The 18,053-nt window shown below is 74.1% G+C and carries 19 protein-coding genes; 10 read left to right on the top strand and 9 right to left on the bottom strand.

The features are described from left to right. Positions 1-177: 177 nt before the first annotated feature. Positions 178-1,035 carry a PPK2 family polyphosphate kinase gene (locus ABTX62_RS33725; protein ID WP_352119740.1) on the top strand — a complete coding sequence of 286 codons (858 nt, stop codon included), beginning with the start codon at positions 178-180 and terminating at the stop codon, positions 1,033-1,035. A gap of 9 nt (positions 1,036-1,044) precedes the next feature. On the opposite strand, the gene ABTX62_RS33720 is transcribed toward ABTX62_RS33725, so the two are convergent. Next, entirely contained in the window at positions 1,045-1,530 is a 486-nt protein-coding gene (locus tag ABTX62_RS33720) for an SRPBCC family protein (protein ID WP_352119739.1), read from the bottom strand. Further along, a complete protein-coding gene (locus ABTX62_RS33715; protein ID WP_352119738.1) occupies positions 1,527-1,901 on the bottom strand; it encodes an ArsR/SmtB family transcription factor in 375 nt (124 codons plus the stop codon). Before ABTX62_RS33715 ends, ABTX62_RS33720 begins: the two co-directional genes overlap by 4 nt. A gap of 85 nt (positions 1,902-1,986) precedes the next feature. Here ABTX62_RS33715 and ABTX62_RS33710 point away from each other — a divergent pair, with 85 nt between their 5' ends. Together ABTX62_RS33710 and ABTX62_RS33705 are read left to right on the top strand one after the other, a co-directional pair. Next, positions 1,987-3,504 (top strand): FAD-dependent oxidoreductase, encoded by a 1,518-nt coding sequence (locus ABTX62_RS33710; RefSeq protein WP_352119737.1) that lies wholly within the window; start codon positions 1,987-1,989, stop codon positions 3,502-3,504. 22 nt (positions 3,505-3,526) lie between these two features. Further along, positions 3,527-3,706 carry a hypothetical protein gene (locus ABTX62_RS33705; protein WP_352119736.1) on the top strand — a complete coding sequence of 60 codons (180 nt, stop codon included), beginning with the start codon at positions 3,527-3,529 and terminating at the stop codon, positions 3,704-3,706. On the opposite strand, the gene ABTX62_RS33700 is transcribed toward ABTX62_RS33705, so the two are convergent. Together ABTX62_RS33700 and ABTX62_RS33695 are read right to left on the bottom strand one after the other, a co-directional pair. Then, entirely contained in the window at positions 3,698-4,369 is a 672-nt protein-coding gene (locus tag ABTX62_RS33700; protein WP_352119735.1) for an ABC transporter, read from the bottom strand. The two genes, ABTX62_RS33705 and ABTX62_RS33700, sit on opposite strands and share 9 nt — an antisense overlap. After that, complete coding sequence (locus tag ABTX62_RS33695) at positions 4,366-5,232, bottom strand: ABC transporter ATP-binding protein (protein ID WP_352119734.1); 867 nt, start codon at positions 5,230-5,232, stop codon at positions 4,366-4,368. Before ABTX62_RS33695 ends, ABTX62_RS33700 begins: the two co-directional genes overlap by 4 nt. A 43-nt stretch (positions 5,233-5,275) precedes the next feature. Between ABTX62_RS33695 and ABTX62_RS33690 the strand changes: the two genes are divergently transcribed. Both ABTX62_RS33690 and ABTX62_RS33685 read left to right on the top strand, forming a co-directional pair. Then, entirely contained in the window at positions 5,276-6,037 is a 762-nt protein-coding gene (locus ABTX62_RS33690; protein ID WP_352119733.1) for an aminoacyl-tRNA hydrolase, read from the top strand. Between the two features lie 69 nt (positions 6,038-6,106). Next, positions 6,107-6,571 (top strand): DUF7144 family membrane protein, encoded by a 465-nt coding sequence (locus ABTX62_RS33685; protein ID WP_352119732.1) that lies wholly within the window; start codon positions 6,107-6,109, stop codon positions 6,569-6,571. A gap of 9 nt (positions 6,572-6,580) precedes the next feature. On the opposite strand, the gene ABTX62_RS33680 is transcribed toward ABTX62_RS33685, so the two are convergent. Continuing rightward, positions 6,581-7,153, bottom strand: a complete 573-nt coding sequence (locus ABTX62_RS33680) for a potassium channel family protein (RefSeq protein WP_352119731.1) — start codon at positions 7,151-7,153, stop codon at positions 6,581-6,583. 177 nt (positions 7,154-7,330) lie between these two features. Between ABTX62_RS33680 and ABTX62_RS33675 the strand changes: the two genes are divergently transcribed. From ABTX62_RS33675 to ABTX62_RS33665, 3 genes are all read left to right on the top strand, one after another. Beyond that, positions 7,331-8,908, top strand: coding sequence for an MbnB/TglH/ChrH family RiPP precursor modification enzyme (locus tag ABTX62_RS33675; protein ID WP_352119730.1), 1,578 nt, complete (start codon positions 7,331-7,333; stop codon positions 8,906-8,908). 251 nt (positions 8,909-9,159) lie between these two features. Further along, entirely contained in the window at positions 9,160-9,930 is a 771-nt protein-coding gene (locus tag ABTX62_RS33670; RefSeq protein WP_352119729.1) for a TIGR04222 domain-containing membrane protein, read from the top strand. Between the two features lie 115 nt (positions 9,931-10,045). Then, positions 10,046-11,650 (top strand): alpha/beta hydrolase, encoded by a 1,605-nt coding sequence (locus tag ABTX62_RS33665; RefSeq protein WP_352119728.1) that lies wholly within the window; start codon positions 10,046-10,048, stop codon positions 11,648-11,650. Here ABTX62_RS33665 and hemQ read toward each other — a convergent pair whose 3' ends face one another. Together hemQ and hemG are read right to left on the bottom strand one after the other, a co-directional pair. Continuing rightward, positions 11,651-12,394, bottom strand: coding sequence for a hydrogen peroxide-dependent heme synthase (gene hemQ, locus ABTX62_RS33660; RefSeq protein WP_352119727.1), 744 nt, complete (start codon positions 12,392-12,394; stop codon positions 11,651-11,653). A 5-nt stretch (positions 12,395-12,399) separates the two neighbouring features. Then, the gene (gene hemG / locus ABTX62_RS33655) at positions 12,400-13,845 is read right to left on the bottom strand and encodes a protoporphyrinogen oxidase (RefSeq protein WP_352119726.1); all 1,446 of its coding nucleotides are present in this window, start codon (positions 13,843-13,845) and stop codon (positions 12,400-12,402) included. A gap of 157 nt (positions 13,846-14,002) precedes the next feature. On the opposite strand from hemG, the gene ABTX62_RS33650 reads away from it, so the two are divergent. Both ABTX62_RS33650 and ABTX62_RS33645 read left to right on the top strand, forming a co-directional pair. Continuing rightward, positions 14,003-14,998, top strand: coding sequence for a DUF4349 domain-containing protein (locus ABTX62_RS33650; RefSeq protein WP_352119725.1), 996 nt, complete (start codon positions 14,003-14,005; stop codon positions 14,996-14,998). A gap of 27 nt (positions 14,999-15,025) precedes the next feature. Beyond that, positions 15,026-16,411 carry an FAD-dependent oxidoreductase gene (locus ABTX62_RS33645; protein ID WP_352119724.1) on the top strand — a complete coding sequence of 462 codons (1,386 nt, stop codon included), beginning with the start codon at positions 15,026-15,028 and terminating at the stop codon, positions 16,409-16,411. 118 nt (positions 16,412-16,529) lie between these two features. Here ABTX62_RS33645 and ABTX62_RS33640 read toward each other — a convergent pair whose 3' ends face one another. Together ABTX62_RS33640 and hemE are read right to left on the bottom strand one after the other, a co-directional pair. Further along, positions 16,530-16,859, bottom strand: a complete 330-nt coding sequence (locus ABTX62_RS33640; protein WP_031134473.1) for a hypothetical protein — start codon at positions 16,857-16,859, stop codon at positions 16,530-16,532. Between the two features lie 115 nt (positions 16,860-16,974). Next, a complete protein-coding gene (gene hemE, locus ABTX62_RS33635; protein WP_352119723.1) occupies positions 16,975-18,042 on the bottom strand; it encodes a uroporphyrinogen decarboxylase in 1,068 nt (355 codons plus the stop codon). Positions 18,043-18,053: the final 11 nt, after the last annotated feature.

The following is an 18,053-nucleotide window of genomic DNA, read 5'->3' as shown; positions in this document are numbered from 1 at the left end:
TCATGTGGCGGAGCCACCTGTCCGTTCACGGCGTGCGGCGAGCGTGCGTGCCGGGCGTCGTGACGCCGCGGAGATCCATCAGAAGCCCCCTAGCCGGCGCCCGGTTGCCGCACGGGGCGCCGGCGAGACCCGGCGTCCCGCCGGACCGGCCAGGCCCAAGGACCGCGAGGGGGTCCCATGACACACGAGGACAGCACCCCGCTGCGGGACCGGCTCCGCCTCCCTCCGGGTGAGCCGGTCGCCCTGACCCGGTACGACGCCGCCGCCGCCCCCGCCGGGCCGGACGGCAAGGCGGCGGGCAGGGCCGCCATGGCCCGCGTCGGCGAGCGGCTGGCCGTCCTCCAGGAGCGGCTGTGGGCGGCGAGCACCAAGGGCGACCGGCGCCGGGTCCTGCTGGTCCTGCAGGGCATGGACACCAGCGGCAAGGGCGGCACGGTCAAGCACGTCATCGGCCTGCTCAACCCGTCCGGCTGCCGGATCACCGCGTTCAAGGCGCCCACCGCCGAAGAGCGCGCGCACCCCTTCCTGTGGCGGGTGGAGCAGGCGCTCCCGTCCCACGGCGAGCTGGGCATCTTCGACCGCTCCCACTACGAGGACGTGCTGATCGCCCGCGTCCGGGGGCTCGCGCCCGCCGCCGAGCTCGCCCGGCGCTACGCGCAGATCAACCGCTTCGAGCGGTCTCTCGCCGACGACGGCGTCACCCTGGTCAAGTGCTTCCTGCACCTCTCCTACGACGAGCAGCGCCGCCGGCTGCTCAAACGCCTCGACAAGCCGGAGAAGCGCTGGAAGTTCGCCCCTTCCGACATCGACGACCGTGCCCTGTGGCCCGCGTTCCAGGAGGCCTACGAGATCGCGCTGGGGCGCTGCGGCACCTCGTACGCGCCCTGGTACCTGGTCCCGGCCGATCACAAGTGGTACCGCAACTGGGCGGTCAGCACCCTCCTCCTGGAGCACTTCGAGGAGCTGGATCCGCGGTACCCGAAGGCGGACTTCGACGTGGACGAGTGCCGCAGACGGCTGCTGGAGCGGACCTGACCCCTCGGGTCAGGCGGCGAGCAGGGCGTCGATCTGGCCGACGGCCTCCTTCAGGCCCTCCTCCATGCCCATGGTGACCATCTGGTCCATCTGCTCGCGGGAGTCGAACAGGGAGCGCATCTCCATGCGGGTGCCGCCCGCGTACTCGCTGAGCCGCACCCGCACGGAGATGGTCGGCATGTCGTCCTTGGGCTTGCCGTCGTCGTCGGCGAAGCCGTCGGTGAACTCCAGGGCGGTCGGCTCGCTGACCGAGGTGATCCGCCACCAGCCGCGATGCCGGTCGCCCTCCGGGCCGGTCATGAAGTAGGCGACCTCTCCGCCGGGGGTCAGGTCGTGTTCCTCCACGGTCGCCGGGTAGGTCGGCGGGCCCCACCAGCGCTCCAGCTGCCGGGGGTCGGCCCACAGCCGCCACACCCGCTCGACCGGGGCGGCGAAGTCGGCGATCAGGGTGAGGGTGAGGTGGTCGAGGTCCTTGTCGACTCGGGTGACGCTCATCGTCCGGGTCCTTCCGTCGGGTCGTTCTCTTCGGTTCCGGTGTCCTCGGCGAGCAGCCGGGCCATTCGGTCGACCCGCCCGCGCCACGCCGACTCGAGTGCGTCCAGGGCCTGTCGCGCGCGGCCCACCACGTCGGGGTCGGTGCGCACGAGCTGCTCCCGTCCGCTGCGCTGCTTGGTGACCAGACCCGCCCGTTCCAGCACCGCGACGTGCTTCTGCACGGCGGCGAAGCTCATCGGGTAGGACGCGGCCAGCCGGGACACCGACAGCTCGCCGCGCACGCAGCGGCGCAGTATGTCCCGGCGCGTGGTGTCGGCCAGGGCGTGGAACAGCCGGTCCACCGTCTCGTCGCTCAGCTCATCTACAACCATTTGGTTGTACGTTAGTCCTGCTCGTCCCCTCTGTGAAGCGACCCGCCCGACACTGAAGCGGACGCACGGGGGTACTCGCTGCTCCATGGGTGAAAAGCAACAGGTCAGCAGCTCGTACTGGCTCGAGACCGCGCCGGACGGTCAGCACCCGCCGCTGACGGAGGACCTGGACGTCGACGTGGCGGTGATCGGCGCCGGGATCGCCGGGCTGTCGACGGCGTGGGAGCTGACACGGGCCGGGCGCAGCGTGGCCGTGCTGGAGGCCGGCCGGGTCGCGGCCGGGGTCACCGGACACACCACCGCCAAGGTCACGGCGCTGCACACGCTGGTCTACGACAAGCTGCGGCGCACCCGGGGCCCCGAGGGCGCGCGGCTGTACGCGCGGTCCCAGTCCGAGGCCATCGAGCACGCGGCCCGGGTCGCCCGGGAACTGGGCGTCGACTGCGAGTGGGAGACGAGGAGCGCCTACACCTACGCCCGCGACGCGAGCCGAGTCGAGGAGCTGCGCGCGGAGGCCCGGGCCGCGGCCGAGGCCGGGCTGCCCGCGTCCTTCGTCACGGAGACCGGGCTGCCCTTCCCGGTGGCGGGCGCGGTCCAGGTCACCGGACAGGCCCAGTTCCACCCGCGCAAGTACCTGCTGGCCCTCGCCGCCGACCTGGTCGAGCACGGCGGGCGGATCTACGAGGACACCACCGTTCTCGGCCTGGACGAGGGCGAACCGTGCCGGGTGTCCACCGCGACGGGGGCGACCGTGCGGGCCCGGGACGTCGTCGTCGCGACGCACTACCCGATCTTCGACCGGGCCCTGCTCTTCGCGCGCCTCTCCACGCGCCGTGAGCTGGTGGTCGCCGGGACGATCCCCGCGGAGCAGGACCCGGACGGCATGTTCATCACCCCCGACGAGGAGACCCGCTCGGTGCGCACCGCGCCGTACGAGGGCGACCGGCGGCTGCTCATCGTCACGGGTGAGCACTTCACACCGGGCACGGGCGACCCGCGGGCCCGTTTCGAACGCCTCACCGCCTGGGCCACCGGTCACTTCCCGGACCTGGAGGTCACCCATCGCTGGGCCACCCAGGACACCGAACCCACGGACACCGTGCCGATGGTCGGCCCGCTGCACCAGGGGGCCCGGCACGCCTATGTGGCCACCGGCTTCGGCGGCTGGGGCATGACCGGCGGCATCATGGCGGGGCGGCTGCTGACCGCGCAGATCACGGGCGAGGAGTGCGAGTGGAGCGCGCTGTACGACCCGCGCCGGGTGAAGGCCGCGGTGCGTGAGGCGCCGACGTTCCTCAAGACCCAGGCCAAGGTCGCCGGGCACTTCGTGGGCGACCGGCTGCGGCCTTCGCCGCCGGTGGAGTCCCTGCCGCCCGGCGAGGGCGCCGTGGTCCGCGCCGACGGCGGGCGACTCGCGGTGTACCGGGACGACGACGGCCGCCTCCACGCCGTCTCCGCCCGCTGCACCCACCTGGGGTGCCTGGTCGACTTCAACGCCGCCGAACGCGCCTGGGAGTGCCCCTGCCACGGCTCCCGTTTCGACACGGACGGCAAGGTGATCCAGGGACCGGCGACCAAGCCGCTGGAGCGGCGCGACCTCTGACGTCCGGGCCTACGCTGGGCGTATGAGCGAGGACGACTACTGCCTGATCGAGGCGACCAGGCCGCCCCTGGCGGACGGGCCGCCGTACGCGGACTGCGTGCTGTGCCGGGAGCCGACGGAGTACCCCGAGTCGTACAAGGGCATCACGCTCTGCCCCGTCTGCGAGTGGCAGGAGGCGCAGCGCACCGCCTGCTCAGGGTGATCTGCGGGAGACCAGCGCACCGGCCAGGGCCAGCGCCGCGGCAGCGATCAGGGCCGCCGCGGCCAGGGGCAGCAGCGGCAGCGGGACGGTGCCCTGCCGCGAGCCGGTCACCAGGTCCTGCACGGCCGCCTGGGCCGGTGAGCCGGTGGCGACCAGCGACAGCAGGGCCGCGAGCAGCAGTGCGAGGACGGCCCGGCCTGGCGACCGCAGCAGGGGCCGGCTGGTGAGCGCGCCGACGGCCGTGCCGAGCAGGGCGCAGGCCAGGGCGGCGAGCAGCCCGGCCCCGCAGGCTGCGGCGAGCGGCACCCGGGTGCGGTGGTCGGAGGCGACCGGATCGCTGAGCAGCGTCACCGCGAGGACCGCGAGCGTGCCGAGCGCCGTCGCGCCGGCCAGGGCCACCAGCAGACAGGCCACATGAGCCCGCGCGGGTCCGGCGGCCGCCGCCACACAGCCTCGCGCCGCGTCCGGTTCGCCCGTGACGCAGATCCGGGCCAGCCAGGCGGCCACGGGCAGCGACGCGGCGGACGTGTAGCCGAGCGAGTCGAGCACGGGCTGCCCGGCCTGGACGCTGACCGCCAGGAAGGCCGCGTACAGCAGGAACGGCGGCAGCCAGCGCTGCGAGCGCATCAGCAGGGCGGCGTGGTAGCGCATCAGGGCGGTCACCCCTGCCTCCCCGGAGCCCTCGTCCGCGGGGACACGCTCACCACGTGCCAGGGCGGGCGGGCCGTCAGCAGGGTGCGGAGCAGGACGTCGGAGTGCGGGGCGGGGACGGTGAGGCGGTAACCGCCCGGGGCGGTCGCGTCGGCGGCGGTGACGATCCGTCGTACGTCGCCGGGGAGCCGTCCGTCCGGCGGGCCCTGCACGTCCACGGTGACCTGCGGGCCGGAGGGGCGCGGCTCCGGTGACGCGTCCTCGACGAGGCGGCCGTCGCGCACGGCGTACGTCGCGTCCGGCAGGCCCGCCAGGCGGCGCGGGTCGTGGTCGACGAAGACCACGGATGCACCGGCCGCCGTGCGTTCGGCGACCGCGCGCTCCAACGCTTCGCCGGCCTCGGTGTCCAGCCCGGTCCACGCCTCGTCCAGCACCAGCAGCTCCGGCTCCGCCAGCAGGGCCTGGGCGACCGCCAGCTTCTGGCTGCTGCCCTTCGACAGCCGGGCCATCGGCGTCCCGGCGTACGCGGCGGCGCCGAGGCGCTCCAGCCACTCCCCGGCGGCCCGGGCGGCAGCCGAGCGGGTCAGGCCGTGCACGGCGCCGAGGTGGGTGAGATAGCCGGCGGCGGTGAAGGGCAGGGCCGGCGGGAACCGCTCGGGGACGTACGCGGTGCGCGGCCGGCCGGCGACGCGGCCCTCGCTGGGGGCATCGATGCCGGCGAGCAGCCGCAGCAGCGTGGACTTGCCGCTGCCGTTGGCGCCCTCGACACGGACGAGCCGGCCGGGGGCCACCGTCAGGTCGACACCACGCAGCACCCAGGGGCCGCGCAGACCGTACCGTCGGCCCGCGTTCCGCAGGCACAGGTCGGGTCGCATGGGGCCCATCCTGCACGATCTTCGGGCTGGCACACTGGGTTTCGTGAGTGAAGACCCGACGCCCGTGAGCGACAGTCCCTTCCGGTCCGAGCCCTCTTCGCGCGACGAGGCACCGCAGTTCGTGCTGCCCCTGGTCGTGCGGATCGAGCGGGCGGACCCGCCGGCGCGCACGGACGCGCTGGAGACGGCCGCGCGAGCCGTGCTGACGATCCTGGCCGACGAGCGGTCGACCGGTGAGGGCGAGTGGGCCGGGGCGATGCGGAACTGGCAGGACGCCCGGATCCGCAAGGTGGTGCGGCGGGCGCGCGGCGCGGAGTGGCGGCGGGCCGAGGCGCTGGACGGCGTCACGGTCACCGGCAAGTCGGCCCAGGTGCGGGTCTTCCCGCCCGTCCCCCTGGACGGCTGGCCCAAGGACCTGGCCAGGCTCCAGGTGTCCGGCACCGACCTGGACGATGCGGAGCCGCCGGTGGACGCGGACCCGGCCGCTCCCGTGCTGTGGCTGAACCCGGATCTCGGCATGTCGGCCGGGAAGGCGATGGCCCAGGCGGGCCACGCCGCCCAACTGGCCTGGTGGGAGTTGTCCGACGGGGAGCGGACGGCCTGGCGGGACGCGGACTTCCCGCTCGCCGTCCGTACGGCCGACGCGGAGCGCTGGCCCGGACTGACCGGCGGGGGGCTGCCGTTGGTGCGCGACGCGGGGTTCACGGAGATCGCGCCCGGCTCGTGCACGGTGGTGGCGGACCACCCGGCGCTGCGCGGGGAGCCGCGCGGGACGGGCGGTCTGGCGTCCACCCGTTCGGAGTAGCCGCGGGCGCGGCGGCCGTGGACGAGTGCTCCAGTGGAGTTACCACTCGACCCGACCCAGGAGGCAGCCATGTCCAGCGCCGCGCCCCCTCCCCCCGCCCCGCCCGCCCCCGACGACCGGATGCCCGGCGGCCCCGGCCCGGGCGACTCCGGTGATCCGTGGGCGGCGGGGGGTCTCGCTCTCGGCGGCATCCTGATGGTCGTCTACGGCCTCTTCGCGGTGCTCCAGGGCATCGCGGCGATCGCCGGCGACGAGGTGTACACGAGCTTCGGCCAGTACTCCTTCGCGTTCGACCTGACCGCGTGGGGCTGGATCCATCTGATCGTCGGTGTGCTCGTGGTGGCCGCCGGGTGCGGCCTGTTCACCGGGGCCGCCTGGGCGCGGGTGGTGAGCGCGGTCGTGGTCGGCCTGGCGCTGATCGCGAACTTCCTCTGGCTGCCGTACCAGCCCTTCTGGTCGATCATCATGATCGTGACCGGCCTGTTCGTCCTGTGGTCGGTGTTCAACTACCGCTCCTCCCGCCCGCCGGTGTAGGGCCCGCGGTCAGGAAGAGGGCGGCGGGCGCCGCTCGCGCTCCGCGACCACCGCGTGCATCCGGCGGGACAGCGCGGTGGCCGCCGCCGTGAGGAAGACGAACGTGTAGACGATCTGCACGACGGTCACCAGGCGGGCCTCCTGCCCGCGCGGGGTGATGTCGCCGTAGCCGACGGTCGCGAGCGTGACGACGGTGAAGTACAGCGCGTCGACGCGGGTGCGCAGACCGGTGAACTGGCCCGGCTGCTGGGCGAGGGCGTAGTACCCGGACGCGAAGACCAGCACGGCCAGACACATCAGCAGCGAGATCATGATGCCCGACCGGGCCTGCGGTTTCTCCAGCACGATGTCGCGCACATGGCGCAGCAGCAGTGTGGCGACGAGCGTCAGGCACAGCACGAACAGCAGCCCGCCCAGCCAGGAGCGGTCGGTGCCGAGCCCTTCCAGCGGCACCAGGAAGTAGGCCGTGCCGACAGCCAGGAGCAGGGCGCCGGCCCCGATCCTCAGCCGGCGGACGGCGGCCGCCCCGGACTCCGGTCGGTGCCGCGCGGGGGGCTGCGGCTGCTCGCGGCCTTCGGACATGGCTCCGGTCTACGACGTGTCAGCGGGTGGCGCGATCCTTGCGCCTCCGTCAGGGGGGAGGAGCAGGCGCCGAACCTCAAATGTTGCTCTGAAGGCGGGCCGGGTGGGGTTCGGGCGCTGACGGCTGGGCCATACCCCCCTCACGTTCGGGGAACGGGCCGGGTGGAGGAGGGGACGATGGAGCGACTGGGGACGGGCATCGGGTGGCGGCCGGAGATCGCGGACGCCGTGGAGCGGATGCCGGGGATCGACTGGGTCGAGGCCGTGGCCGAGAACGTCTGTCCCGGGCACCTGCCCGACTCGCTGCGGCGGCTGCGCGAGCGCGGCGTCACCGTGGTGCCGCACGGCGTCTCCCTCGGCCTCGGGGGCGCGGACCGGCCCGACGCGGGCCGGCTGACCGCACTGGCCGAGCGTGCGGAGGCGTTGGGCTCGCCGCTGGTCACCGAGCACATCGCGTTCGTGCGGGCGGGCGGATCACTGACGGCGTCCCCGCACCTGGAGGCGGGCCACCTGCTGCCCGTCCCGCGAACCCGGGACGCCCTGGACGTGCTCTGCGAGAACGTGCGCATCGCGCAGGACGCCCTGCCGGTGCCGCTGGCGGTGGAGAACATCGCCGCGCTGATCCGCTGGCCGGGCGAGGAGATGACGGAGGGCCAGTTCCTCTACGACCTCGCCGACCGCACCGGCGTCCGTCTCCTGATCGACGTGGCCAACCTGCACACCAACCACGTCAACCGCGGTGAGGACCCGGCCGAGGCTCTCGCCGAGCTCCCCCTGGAGGCCATCGCCTACGTCCACGTCGCCGGCGGTTTCGAACGCGACGGCGTCTGGCACGACAGCCACGCCCATCCCGTTCCCCGGCCGGTCCTCGACATCCTCACGGACCTCGCCTCCCGCGTCCGTCCTCCGGGTGTCCTCCTGGAACGGGACGAGAACTTCCCGGAACCGGCGGAGCTGGAAAGCGAGTTGACCTCGATCCGCCGGGCGCTGGACGCAGGGGCCGTCGAGCGCGTGAAGACGCAGTTCCGCGCGACGGTCCTGGCGACCGCGGGACGGGCGGAGGCCGGACGGCGCGACGAGGCACCGGTGCGAGCCGGCTCCGGGCGGCGCGACGAGGCACCGGTGCGAGCCGGCTCCGGGCGGCGCGACGAGGCACCGGTGCGAGCCGGCGCCGGGAAGCGCGATGAAGCCGGGCACGTCGGCGGTGGTCTGCCCGCAGCCGCCGACGCCGGACCGCGGGAAGAGACCCGGGGCGACGGCGCCGGACCGCGGGCCCATGAGACCGGGGCGGCCGAGGCGGCACGGGGCGCCTTCGGCCCGCCCCACCAACGGGGCGTCGACGGCGCTCGGCAGCGGCTCGGGCTGGCGCAGGCGGCGCTGCTGTCGGCACTGGTCGCGGGAACGCCCGTGCCCGAGGGGTTCGACCGGACGCGGATCGGCGTACAGGCGCGGGCGCTCGCCGCGAAGCGAGCGGATGTCGTGGCGCACGTCGCTCCGGAGTTGCCGGCGATCCTCGGGGGCGAGTACCGCACGGCGTTCCTCGGCTACGCCCAGACCCGCCCGATGACCGCCGGCTACCGGCGCGACGCCCTCACCTTCGCCGAGCACCTGCTGTCCACCGGGCGGCCCGGGGACGTGCGGGCGCGGCGAGAACTGCGGGAGTGGTGGCTCGAGAGGTCGGGGCCCAGGCCGCGCTCCCGCCACCCGGCCCACCGGCTCGCTCGCGCCACGCGCAGCGTCCTGCTGCGGCGCTGAGCGGAGCACACCCGGCCCGCGCCCTCGACTTCAACGCCGTCGCCCGCGATCCGGTCGGCGATTGCGCTCCCCCGGCCGCCGCCCCCGGGCGGGCCGCACCGCCGTCCGCGTCCCCGTCGCCGGGCCACACGCTCCCGCCGCCCGCCCCGGCCCGCCTCGGGACCGAAACGGAACGTCACGTACCGACAACACTCCGCCCGGATCGTGAACGAGGCATGGTGTCCCGGGACCGTGTCACATACAAACAACATGTGCTCTGGGTTCTTTTCCTGCTGGCGGCCTGGGCCGTGGCCGGCACGGCGTGCACGCGTCTGTGCCTGGCCGCCGTGCGCGCCGCGGCCGTGGACACGGACACCGGCCGGGGGCGTGAACTCACGCTGTACGAGGCCGCGTTCCTCTCCGGCGGCCCCCGGCGGGTCGCCGACGTCACCCTGGTCGCCATGGCCCGCCAGCGCCGTCTGCTCCTCGCCCACACCGGCTGGGCCACGGTCGTCGACCCACGGGGGCGGGACGAGATGGAGCGGTCGGTGATAGGGGCCATCGGCCCCGAGGGGCAGTCCCGCATCGCGCCGGTGCGGGCCACGGCCGCTACGGCGGACGCGGTGCGCGGGATCGCCGAGGGGCTGGTGCGGGCGGGGCTCGCGGTGCCGGACAGCGCCCGCACCACCGTCGCGAGCGCCGTCCGGCGGGTGCGCGGGGCAGCCGTCGCCGTCCTCGGACTGGGCGTGGCCGCACTGCTGGCACCCGCCCCGCCGGACATGCCGCGGCACCTGGTCGCCCTGTGGTTCGCGCTGCCGCTCGCCCTGACCCTGAGCTGCCTGGCCGTCGCGCGGGTCGAGATCCACCCTTACTCGCGCTGGGCCTCCCCGGCCGGTCAGCGGTTGCTCGGCGCGCTGACCCGGACCGCGGACGGCGCCGCCGACGACCGTACGTACCTCACCTCGGTGGCCGTACGCGGCGTCCGCGCGATCGGCGAACCGGACCTGCGCGCCGCGTTCACGGACCGCGAGGCGCACGACTGACCGACCGGGGGCGCACACGGGGCATGGGGCCCGACACCGGCGGACGGTGCTTGCCTTCCCGCCGCGCCGAACGAAACATCCCTCTCGTCGCCACCGTGCACCGAAGGGATACGCGATGAGAGCCACCCTCGTCTGCTCGGCCGCCGGGTCCTTGCTGCTGAGCACCCTCACCGCGGCCCCGGCCACCGAGGACCGGACGGGAGCGGCCGAGATGCGGGGCACCGCCGTGGCCGCCGCCCGCGCGAAGGCGGCCGGTGTCGACTTCGGCCCGTGTCCCGACGCGCAGGACCTGCCCGGCAGCATGCAGTGCGGCACGGTGAGCGTCCCGCTGGACTACGCCCGCCCGGACGGCGAGCGGATCGAACTCTCCGTGAGCAGGGCCCGTGCCACACGGAAGGACCCGCACCACGGCACACGCACGGTCCGCAGGCAGGGCGCCCTGCTCCACAACCCGGGCGGGCCGGGCGCCACCGGCCTGTACTTCCCGCTCATCGGCCTGCTCCCCGAGTGGAAGCGGATCGCGGCCGCCTACGACCTCGTCGGCTACGCCCCGCGCGGGGTCGGCCCTTCGGCGCCGCTGTCGTGCGAGGACCCGAAGCAGTTCCTCAAGGGGCCCTCGCAGGCCCCGACGCACCCCTCGGAGTCGTACAAGCGGGAGCGCGTCGCGCAGGCGAAGGCGTACGCGCGGGGCTGCGCCGAGCGGTCCGGCGACGCGCTGCGGCACTACCACTCCCTGAACAACGCCCGGGACCTCGACGTGCTGCGCGCCGCGCTCGGCGAGGAACGGCTGACGTTCATGGGCTCCTCGTACGGCACCTATTTCGGTGCCCTGTACGCGACGCTGTTCCCGGCGCACGTACGGCGGATGGTGTTCGACTCGGTGGTCCACCCCGGCCCGGCGCGCATCTGGTACCGCAACCACCTCGTCCAGTCGGCGGCGTTCGAGCGTCGCTGGGCGGACTTCCGAGCGTGGATCGCCCGGCACGACGACGTGTACGGGCTGGGCGGGACCGCTCGGGAGGTGCTGCGCGGCTACGAGCGGGCGAGCGCGAGGCTGGCCGCCGAGCCGGCGGGCGGGAAGGTCGGACCGGGTCAGCTGCAGGACGCGTTCCTCCAGGCCGGGTACTACGACGACCAGTGGCCGCACCGCGCGCACGCGCTCTCCGCCTATCTCAAGGGCGATGCGAAGCCGCTGGTCGAGCAGATGGAGCAACACCCGGAAGCAGCCGCCGAGGCGGAGAACTCGCGCGCGGTCTACCTGGCCGTCGAGTGCAACGACGCCCCCTGGCCCACCGACTTCAGGGTGTGGGACCGGGACAACACCCGGCTCGCGCGGATGGCGCCCTTCGAGACCTGGCACAACGTGTGGACGAACCTGCCGTGCGCGTACTGGCGGGCACCCCGGCAGCGGCCGCTCGATGTGGCGGCCGGGCCGGGCGAACTGCCCCCGACGCTGATCCTGGCCGCCGAGCGGGACGCCGCCACGCCCTACGACGGCGCCCTCGAACTCCACCACCGCCTCGCGGGTTCGGTCCTGGTGACGGAGCGGGACGCCGGTGCCCACGGCCTGGCCGGCGGGCCGAACGCCTGCGTCAACGGGCACCTGGAGGCGTATCTGCTCGAGGGCCGGCTGCCGGGACGGCGTGCGGAGTGCGCCCCGCACGCCGAGCCGAAGCCGACGGCCCCGGAGCGGGCCGGGGCCGTCGGGCGCGGCCGCTGATCAGGCCAGACCGGTGACCAGCTCGGCGATGTCCTTGCGGCGGCCCGTGTAGAACGGCACCTCCTCGCGGACGTGCCGACGGGCCTCCGAGGCGCGCAGGTGACGCATGAGGTCGACGATGCGGTACAGCTCGTCGGCCTCGAAGGCGAGGATCCACTCGTAGTCGCCGAGGGAGAACGAGGCGACGGTGTTGGCGCGGACGTCCGGGTAGCCACGGGCCATCTTGCCGTGGTCGGCCAGCATGCGGCGGCGGTCCTCGTCGGGCAGCAGGTACCAGTCGTAGGAGCGCACGAAGGGGTAGACGCTCACGTAGTCGCGGGGCGTCTCGTCGGCGAGGAACGCCGGGATGTGCGCGCGGTTGAACTCGGCGGGGCGGTGCAGCGCCATGTTCGACCAGACGGGCTCCAGGGCGCGGCCCAGCTTGGTACGGCGGAAGAGGTTGTACGCCTCCTGCAACGCGTCACTGGTCTCCGCGTGCCACCAGATCATGAGGTCGGCGTCGGCGCGCAGGCCCGACACGTCGTAGGTGCCGCGGATCGTCACGTCCTTGGCGGCGAGCTGGTCGAACAGCTCCTGGACCTCGTCGGCGTACCCGGCGCGGTCCTCGGGGAGGACGTCCTTCAGCTTGAAGACGGACCAGAGCGTGTAGCGGATGACCTCGTTGAGGTCCTTGGCCAGCTTGCCCTTGTTCGGGATGCGCTCGGGCGCGGTGCTGGAGGCCGGGGTGGAGGCGTCGTCACTCATGCTCCTCATTCTCCCGCTCCGCCGTGCAGACTCTGCACCGGGTGGGCGGTGAGCTCCTGCACACCGCGCGGGTCACCGTGGATCCGGTCGACGGCGGCGTACGCACCGGCGATGCACGCCGGGATGCCGACGCCGTCGTACGCGGCGCCGCAGACGGCGAGGCCGGGGAGGCGGGCGATGTACTCACGGACGCGGGCCACGCGCGCGTGGTGGCCGACGGGGTACTGGGGCAGGCCGTCGTCCCAGCGGGTGACGAGGGTGGCGACGGGTGTGGCGTCGAGGCCGGTGGCGGCCTTCAGGTCGTGCCGGGAGACGTCGACGAGTTCGCTGTCGTCGCGCCCGAGGATCTGCGTCTCGCCGTGGCGTCCGACGGAGGTGCGCAGGACGACCAGGTCGGGGTTCTCGTCGGCGATCCAGCCCCACTTCTGCGAGGCGAACGTGGACGCCTTGATGGTGTGCCCGTCGACGGGCGGCACGAGGAAGCCGCTGCCGTCGGGCAGGGCCGCCCCGTCGCGGCGGTAGGCGAGGGTGACCAGGGCCATGGAGGCGTACTCGACACCGTCGAGCTCCGCGGCGGCGCCGGGGACCTCGGCGCGCAGCAGCCGGGCGGCGGCGGGGGCGGGGACGGCGACGACCACGGCGTCCGCGAGCCACTCGCGCCCGGCCGAGGCGACGTGCCAGCGGCCCTCGGGGGTGCGACGCAGATCCGTCACCGGTGTCCGCGTGAGGATCTCGCCCCCGCGGGCCCTGACCGAGTCCGCCACCGCGAGGGGGAGGGTGCCGACGCCGCCCCGGATCCCCATGAAGACCGGGCCGGTCTGCCGGGCCGCGGCCGCCTTCGCCTGGAGCTCGCGGACCCCCGCCGTCAGGGAGCTGTGGCTGCGGGCCACCTGGAAGAGCTGCGGGACGGCCGAGCGCATGGAGATGCGGTACGCGTCGCCCGCGTACACCCCGCCCAGCATGGGCTCCAGCAGGCGGTCGACGACCTCGCGGCCGAGGCGCTCCGCCACGTACTCCCCCACCGCCACGTCGTCGCCGACCTCCGTGCGGGGCAGCTCGGCGTCCCGCTCGATGCGGCGAAGGCCCTCCTCGGACACCACCCCGGCCAGGGCGGACGCGGTGCCGGGCACTCCCATCACATGCCCCTTGGGGAAGGGGCGCAGGGCGCCGCGGGTCCACAGCGAGGCCGTCGCGGTGGCCGGGGGCTCCAGACGCTCGGCGAGGCCCACCTCGCGCGCGAGTGCCACCGCCTCGGGGCGGCGGGCCAGCATCGACTCGGCGCCGAGGTCCACGCGCGCACCCGCGATCTCCCCGGGAAGCAGCTTGCCGCCGAGCCTGCCGGACGCCTCCAGCACGGTCACCCGGGCCCCGCGCTCCAGCAGCCGGTGTGCGGCGGCCAGCCCCGCGATGCCCGCCCCGATGACGACGACCTGCCCTTGAACTTCGCACATGCCCCCAGCCTCTCAGACCCCGCTGACACCGCCGCCGCGCCCCGGTGTCCGTCACGAGTCCCGACCGTGACCGCATCGGAACCGTCCCGGGGCAAACGGCCCGCGCCGTCCGGGCGTCGAAGAAGCATCAGCAGAATCGACCCCGGGGGATGCCCGCATGCGCACACGACGATCCGCCCGCCAACCCGCCCCGGCTCTCGCCGCGCTCCTGCTGGCCGCGGCCCTCGCGCTCACCGGGTGCAGCGGCGGAGGAGAGGACTCCGCCGGCAGCAGCGCCGCCGACCGGGGAGTCGCCGCCCCGCAAGCGGACGACGAGGGCGGCGCGAAGGAGGCCGCCCCCGGCGGCGCCGGAAGCGGCGCCAGGGCGACCGCGCCGCCGAAGCTCCCCACGAGCCACATCATCCGCACGGCCTCCCTGACCGTGCGGGTCAGGGACGTCCCGAAGGCCCTGGGGCAGGCCCGCACCGTCACCGAGAACGCGGGCGGCTACGTCGGCAGCGAGGCCACTGCCCGGGACGCCGAGGGCCGCGAGCGCACCCAGGTCGTGCTGCGCGTACCCGTCGAGAGGTACGACGGGGTCCTCGCCGAACTGGAGGGCACCGGCAAGCTCCTTGACCGCAGCGCGAAGGCCGAGGACGTCACCGACCAGGTCGTCGACGTGGAGAGCCGGATCAGGACGCAACGCGCCAGCGTGGCCCGGATCCGCGAACTGATGGACCGGGCCGGCAAGCTCAGCGACGTGGTGACCCTGGAGGGCGAGCTGAGCAGCCGCCAGGCCGATCTGGAGGCGCTGCTCGCCCGACAGGAGTCCCTGAAGGACCGCACCGGTCTGGCCACCATCACCCTGTCGCTGTCCGAGACCCCGGCGAAGAAGGAGGCCGAGGAGGACGACGCCCCGGGGTTCGTGGACGCGCTGGCGGGCGGCTGGAGCGCCTTCGTGACGATGCTGCGCTGGCTCGCCGTCGCCTTCGGCGCGGTGCTGCCGTTCGCGGCGGTGGCGGCCCTGATCGTGCTGCTGTGGCTGCGTGTCGTACACCCCCGGTTGTCGCGCCGCCCCGAGTCCGCACCCGTGACGACCGCGCCGGGCCCGCTGCCGACGGCCCGTCCGGCGCCGGAGTCCGCGCAGCCGCGAACCCCCGGCGAGCGGGACTGAACTGCCCTGCTCCCGTAGCGTGTCCGCATGAACATGAGCCGCACACGGGAGCGACTGGTCGTCATCGGCGGCGACGCCGCGGGCATGTCCGCGGCGTCGCAGGCGCGCCGTCTGAAGGGCCCCGAGGAACTGGAGATCGTGGCGTTCGAACGGGGCCACTTCACGTCGTACTCGGCGTGCGGCATTCCCTACTGGGTCGGCGGCGACGTCACCGACCGGGACCGGCTCATCGCCCGCACCCCCGAGGAGCACCGCGCCCGCGGCATCGAACTGCGGCTGCGCACGGAGGTCACGGAACTCGACCTCGGCGGGCAGCGGGTACGCGCGCGTGACGTCGACTCCGGCGAGGAGTCCTGGACGTCGTACGACAAGCTCGTGATCGCGACCGGCGCCCGGCCGATCCGGCCCGACATGCCCGGTGCCGACGCGGCCGGAGTGCACGGCGTGCAGACGCTGGACGACGGCCAGGCCCTGCTCGACACGCTGGAACGCACGCGTGGCCGACGCGCGGTGGTCGTCGGGGCGGGCTACATCGGCGTGGAAATGGCCGAGGCGCTCATCAACCGCGGCTACGAGGTGACGGTCGTCAACCGCGGCAGCGAACCCATGTCGACCCTCGACCCGGACATGGGCTGCCTGGTGCACGAGGCCATGGAGGGCCTGGGCATCACGATGGTGAACGACGCCGAGGTCACCAAGATCCTGACCGGCGACGACGCGGCCGTGCGGGCGGTGGTCACGCAGGACCGCGAGTTCCCGGCGGACGTCGTCGTGCTCGGTATCGGCGTCCGCCCCGAGACGACCCTCGCGAAGGCCGCCGGACTCCCCCTGGGCCCGCACGGCGGTCTCCTCACGGACCGCTCGATGCGGGTGCGCGGCCACGAGAACATCTGGTCCGGCGGCGACTGCGTCGAGGTCCTGGACCTGGTCTCCGGCCAGGAGCGGCATATCCCGCTCGGCACCCACGCCAACAAGCACGGCCAGATCATCGGCACCAACATCGGCGGCGGGTACGCGACCTTCCCGGGCGTGGTGGGCACCGCGGTCAGCAAGGTCTGCGACCTGGAGATCGCCCGCACGGGCCTGCGCGAGAAGGACGCCCACCGCGCCGGGCTGCGCTTCCACTCGGTGACCATCGAGTCGACCAGCCGCGCGGGCTACTACCCGAACGCCTCCCCCATGACGGTCAAGATGCTCGCCGAGCACCGCACGGGCCGCCTCCTCGGCGTGCAGATCGTCGGCCGGGAGGGCGCGGGCAAGCGGGTCGACATCGCGGCGGTCGCCCTCACGGCAGGCATGACGGCGGAACAGATGACCACTCTGGACCTGGGCTACGCCCCACCGTTCTCCCCCGTCTGGGACCCGGTACTGGTAGCGGCCCGCAAGGCGGCGGCAAAGGTGCGCGGTTCGTAAGGGACGGTAGGAGTACAGGGGCGCGGGGCCGTAGCGATGTGCGGCTCCGCCGCGTGGGCGCGACCAGCCACAGCAAACCCGCACCCGGCGGCGAACCCGCACCCCTACGGCGAAGCGCCTACGCAGTCCCAGCCGTCCCATTGATCCGGTCGATCGCCTGGCGCGCCTGCTCCGCCGGCGGCCGGGACGGCAGGGAGGACACCGACGCCGAAGCCGTCACCGCCGGCGGCTGCTCCCCGGCCGGCTTCGCGTGCGAGGCCACCCGGGTCGACCGCAACCGGTGGCTCACCGCCTCCTCCAGTGTCACGGGCCGCCGCAACTGGGTGGCCAGCCGCCCGGCGTCCTGGCCGAGGCGGGCCACGTCCTCCCAGGGCAGCCGCACCACCAGCGTCAGCTCCGCCTCACCGTCGGGCAGCGCGTGCATCGCGGGGGTAACTCGGTCGTTCATCGCCTGTTCCTCACGTCGGCCCCGCGACCCGCCTTCCCCGCGCCGCGGGCGGTTGCCGACACATACGCACTTCCGTGCGGCCGCGTTCACCGGTCCGGCCGATCGGGTTCTCGGCTCAGCGCAGGGTTCGCGTGTGCACGTGCTCCACGAGCCGGGTCAGCGCGTCCGGGTCCGTGGACGGCATGACGCCGTGGCCGAGGTTGAAGATGTGCCCGTCGAGGTCCTTCGCCGCGTCCAGGACGTCGAGGGTCTTGGCCTCGACGGCCTCCGTCGGGGCGAACAGCACGGTCGGGTCGAGGTTGCCCTGGAGTGCCTTGCCGGGCCCGACCCGGCGGGCGGCCTCGTCCATCGGGACCCGCCAGTCGACGCCGACCACGTCCGCGCCGGCCTCGCCCATGAGACCCAGCAGCTCACCGGTGCCGACGCCGAAGTGGATGCGCGGCACGCCGTAGCCGGCCACGGCCTCGAAGACCTTCGCCGACGCGGGCAGCACGGAGCGGCGGTAGTCGACGGGGGCCAGGGCGCCCGCCCAGGAGTCGAACAGCTGGACCGCCGAGGCGCCCGCCTCGATCTGCACCTTCAGGAACGCGGCGGTGATGTCCGCGAGGCGGTCGAGCAGGTCGGCCCACAGCTCGGGGTCGCCGTACATCATCGCCTTGGCGTTCTCGTAGGTGCGGGACGGGCCGCCCTCGACGAGATAGCTGGCGAGGGTGAAGGGGGCGCCGGCGAAGCCGATGAGGGGGGTGGCGCCGAGCTCACGGGTGAGCAGGCCGATGGCCTCGGTGACGTAGGAGACGTCCTCGGGGGCCAGGTCGCGCAGCTGCGCGAGGTCCGCGCGGGTGCGGATCGGGCGCTCGACGACCGGGCCGATGCCGGGCTTGATGTCGAGGTCGATGCCGATGGCCTTGAGCGGGACGACGATGTCGCTGAAGTAGATCGCCGCGTCCACGCCGTGCCGGCGCACCGGCTGGAGGGTGATCTCGGTGACCAGTTCGGGCCGCATGCAGGACTCGAGCATGCCGATGCCCTCGCGCACCTTGCGGTACTCCGGCAGTGAGCGCCCGGCCTGCCGCATGAACCACACCGGCGTGTGCGGCACGGGCTCGCGCCGGCAGGCCTTGAGGAAGGCGGATGCGTACGGGGCGGACGGCTGCTGGGCCCGAGGGGCGTCGTTGGCACTCACGGGGCCAAGTT

Source organism: Streptomyces sp. NPDC096046 (assembly GCF_040303285.1).
Lineage (GTDB): Bacteria > Actinomycetota > Actinomycetes > Streptomycetales > Streptomycetaceae > Streptomyces.
This window is presented reverse-complemented; position numbering and strand designations above follow the sequence as displayed.

What these genes read in the sequence shown, in the direction of transcription:
- ABTX62_RS33725 (WP_352119740.1), top strand. Translation starts at nt 178, where the DNA reads ATGACACACGAGGACAGCACCCCGCTGCGGGACCGGCTCCGCCTCCCT.
- ABTX62_RS33720 (WP_352119739.1), bottom strand. Translation starts at nt 1,530, where the DNA reads ATGAGCGTCACCCGAGTCGACAAGGACCTCGACCACCTCACCCTCACC.
- ABTX62_RS33715 (WP_352119738.1), bottom strand. Translation starts at nt 1,901, where the DNA reads ATGGTTGTAGATGAGCTGAGCGACGAGACGGTGGACCGGCTGTTCCAC.
- ABTX62_RS33710 (WP_352119737.1), top strand. Translation starts at nt 1,987, where the DNA reads ATGGGTGAAAAGCAACAGGTCAGCAGCTCGTACTGGCTCGAGACCGCG.
- ABTX62_RS33705 (WP_352119736.1), top strand. Translation starts at nt 3,527, where the DNA reads ATGAGCGAGGACGACTACTGCCTGATCGAGGCGACCAGGCCGCCCCTG.
- ABTX62_RS33695 (WP_352119734.1), bottom strand. Translation starts at nt 5,232, where the DNA reads ATGCGACCCGACCTGTGCCTGCGGAACGCGGGCCGACGGTACGGTCTG.
- ABTX62_RS33685 (WP_352119732.1), top strand. Translation starts at nt 6,107, where the DNA reads ATGTCCAGCGCCGCGCCCCCTCCCCCCGCCCCGCCCGCCCCCGACGAC.
- ABTX62_RS33680 (WP_352119731.1), bottom strand. Translation starts at nt 7,153, where the DNA reads ATGTCCGAAGGCCGCGAGCAGCCGCAGCCCCCCGCGCGGCACCGACCG.
- ABTX62_RS33675 (WP_352119730.1), top strand. Translation starts at nt 7,331, where the DNA reads ATGGAGCGACTGGGGACGGGCATCGGGTGGCGGCCGGAGATCGCGGAC.
- ABTX62_RS33665 (WP_352119728.1), top strand. Translation starts at nt 10,046, where the DNA reads ATGAGAGCCACCCTCGTCTGCTCGGCCGCCGGGTCCTTGCTGCTGAGC.
- hemQ (WP_352119727.1), bottom strand. Translation starts at nt 12,394, where the DNA reads ATGAGTGACGACGCCTCCACCCCGGCCTCCAGCACCGCGCCCGAGCGC.
- hemG (WP_352119726.1), bottom strand. Translation starts at nt 13,845, where the DNA reads ATGTGCGAAGTTCAAGGGCAGGTCGTCGTCATCGGGGCGGGCATCGCG.
- ABTX62_RS33650 (WP_352119725.1), top strand. Translation starts at nt 14,003, where the DNA reads ATGCGCACACGACGATCCGCCCGCCAACCCGCCCCGGCTCTCGCCGCG.
- ABTX62_RS33645 (WP_352119724.1), top strand. Translation starts at nt 15,026, where the DNA reads ATGAACATGAGCCGCACACGGGAGCGACTGGTCGTCATCGGCGGCGAC.
- ABTX62_RS33640 (WP_031134473.1), bottom strand. Translation starts at nt 16,859, where the DNA reads ATGAACGACCGAGTTACCCCCGCGATGCACGCGCTGCCCGACGGTGAG.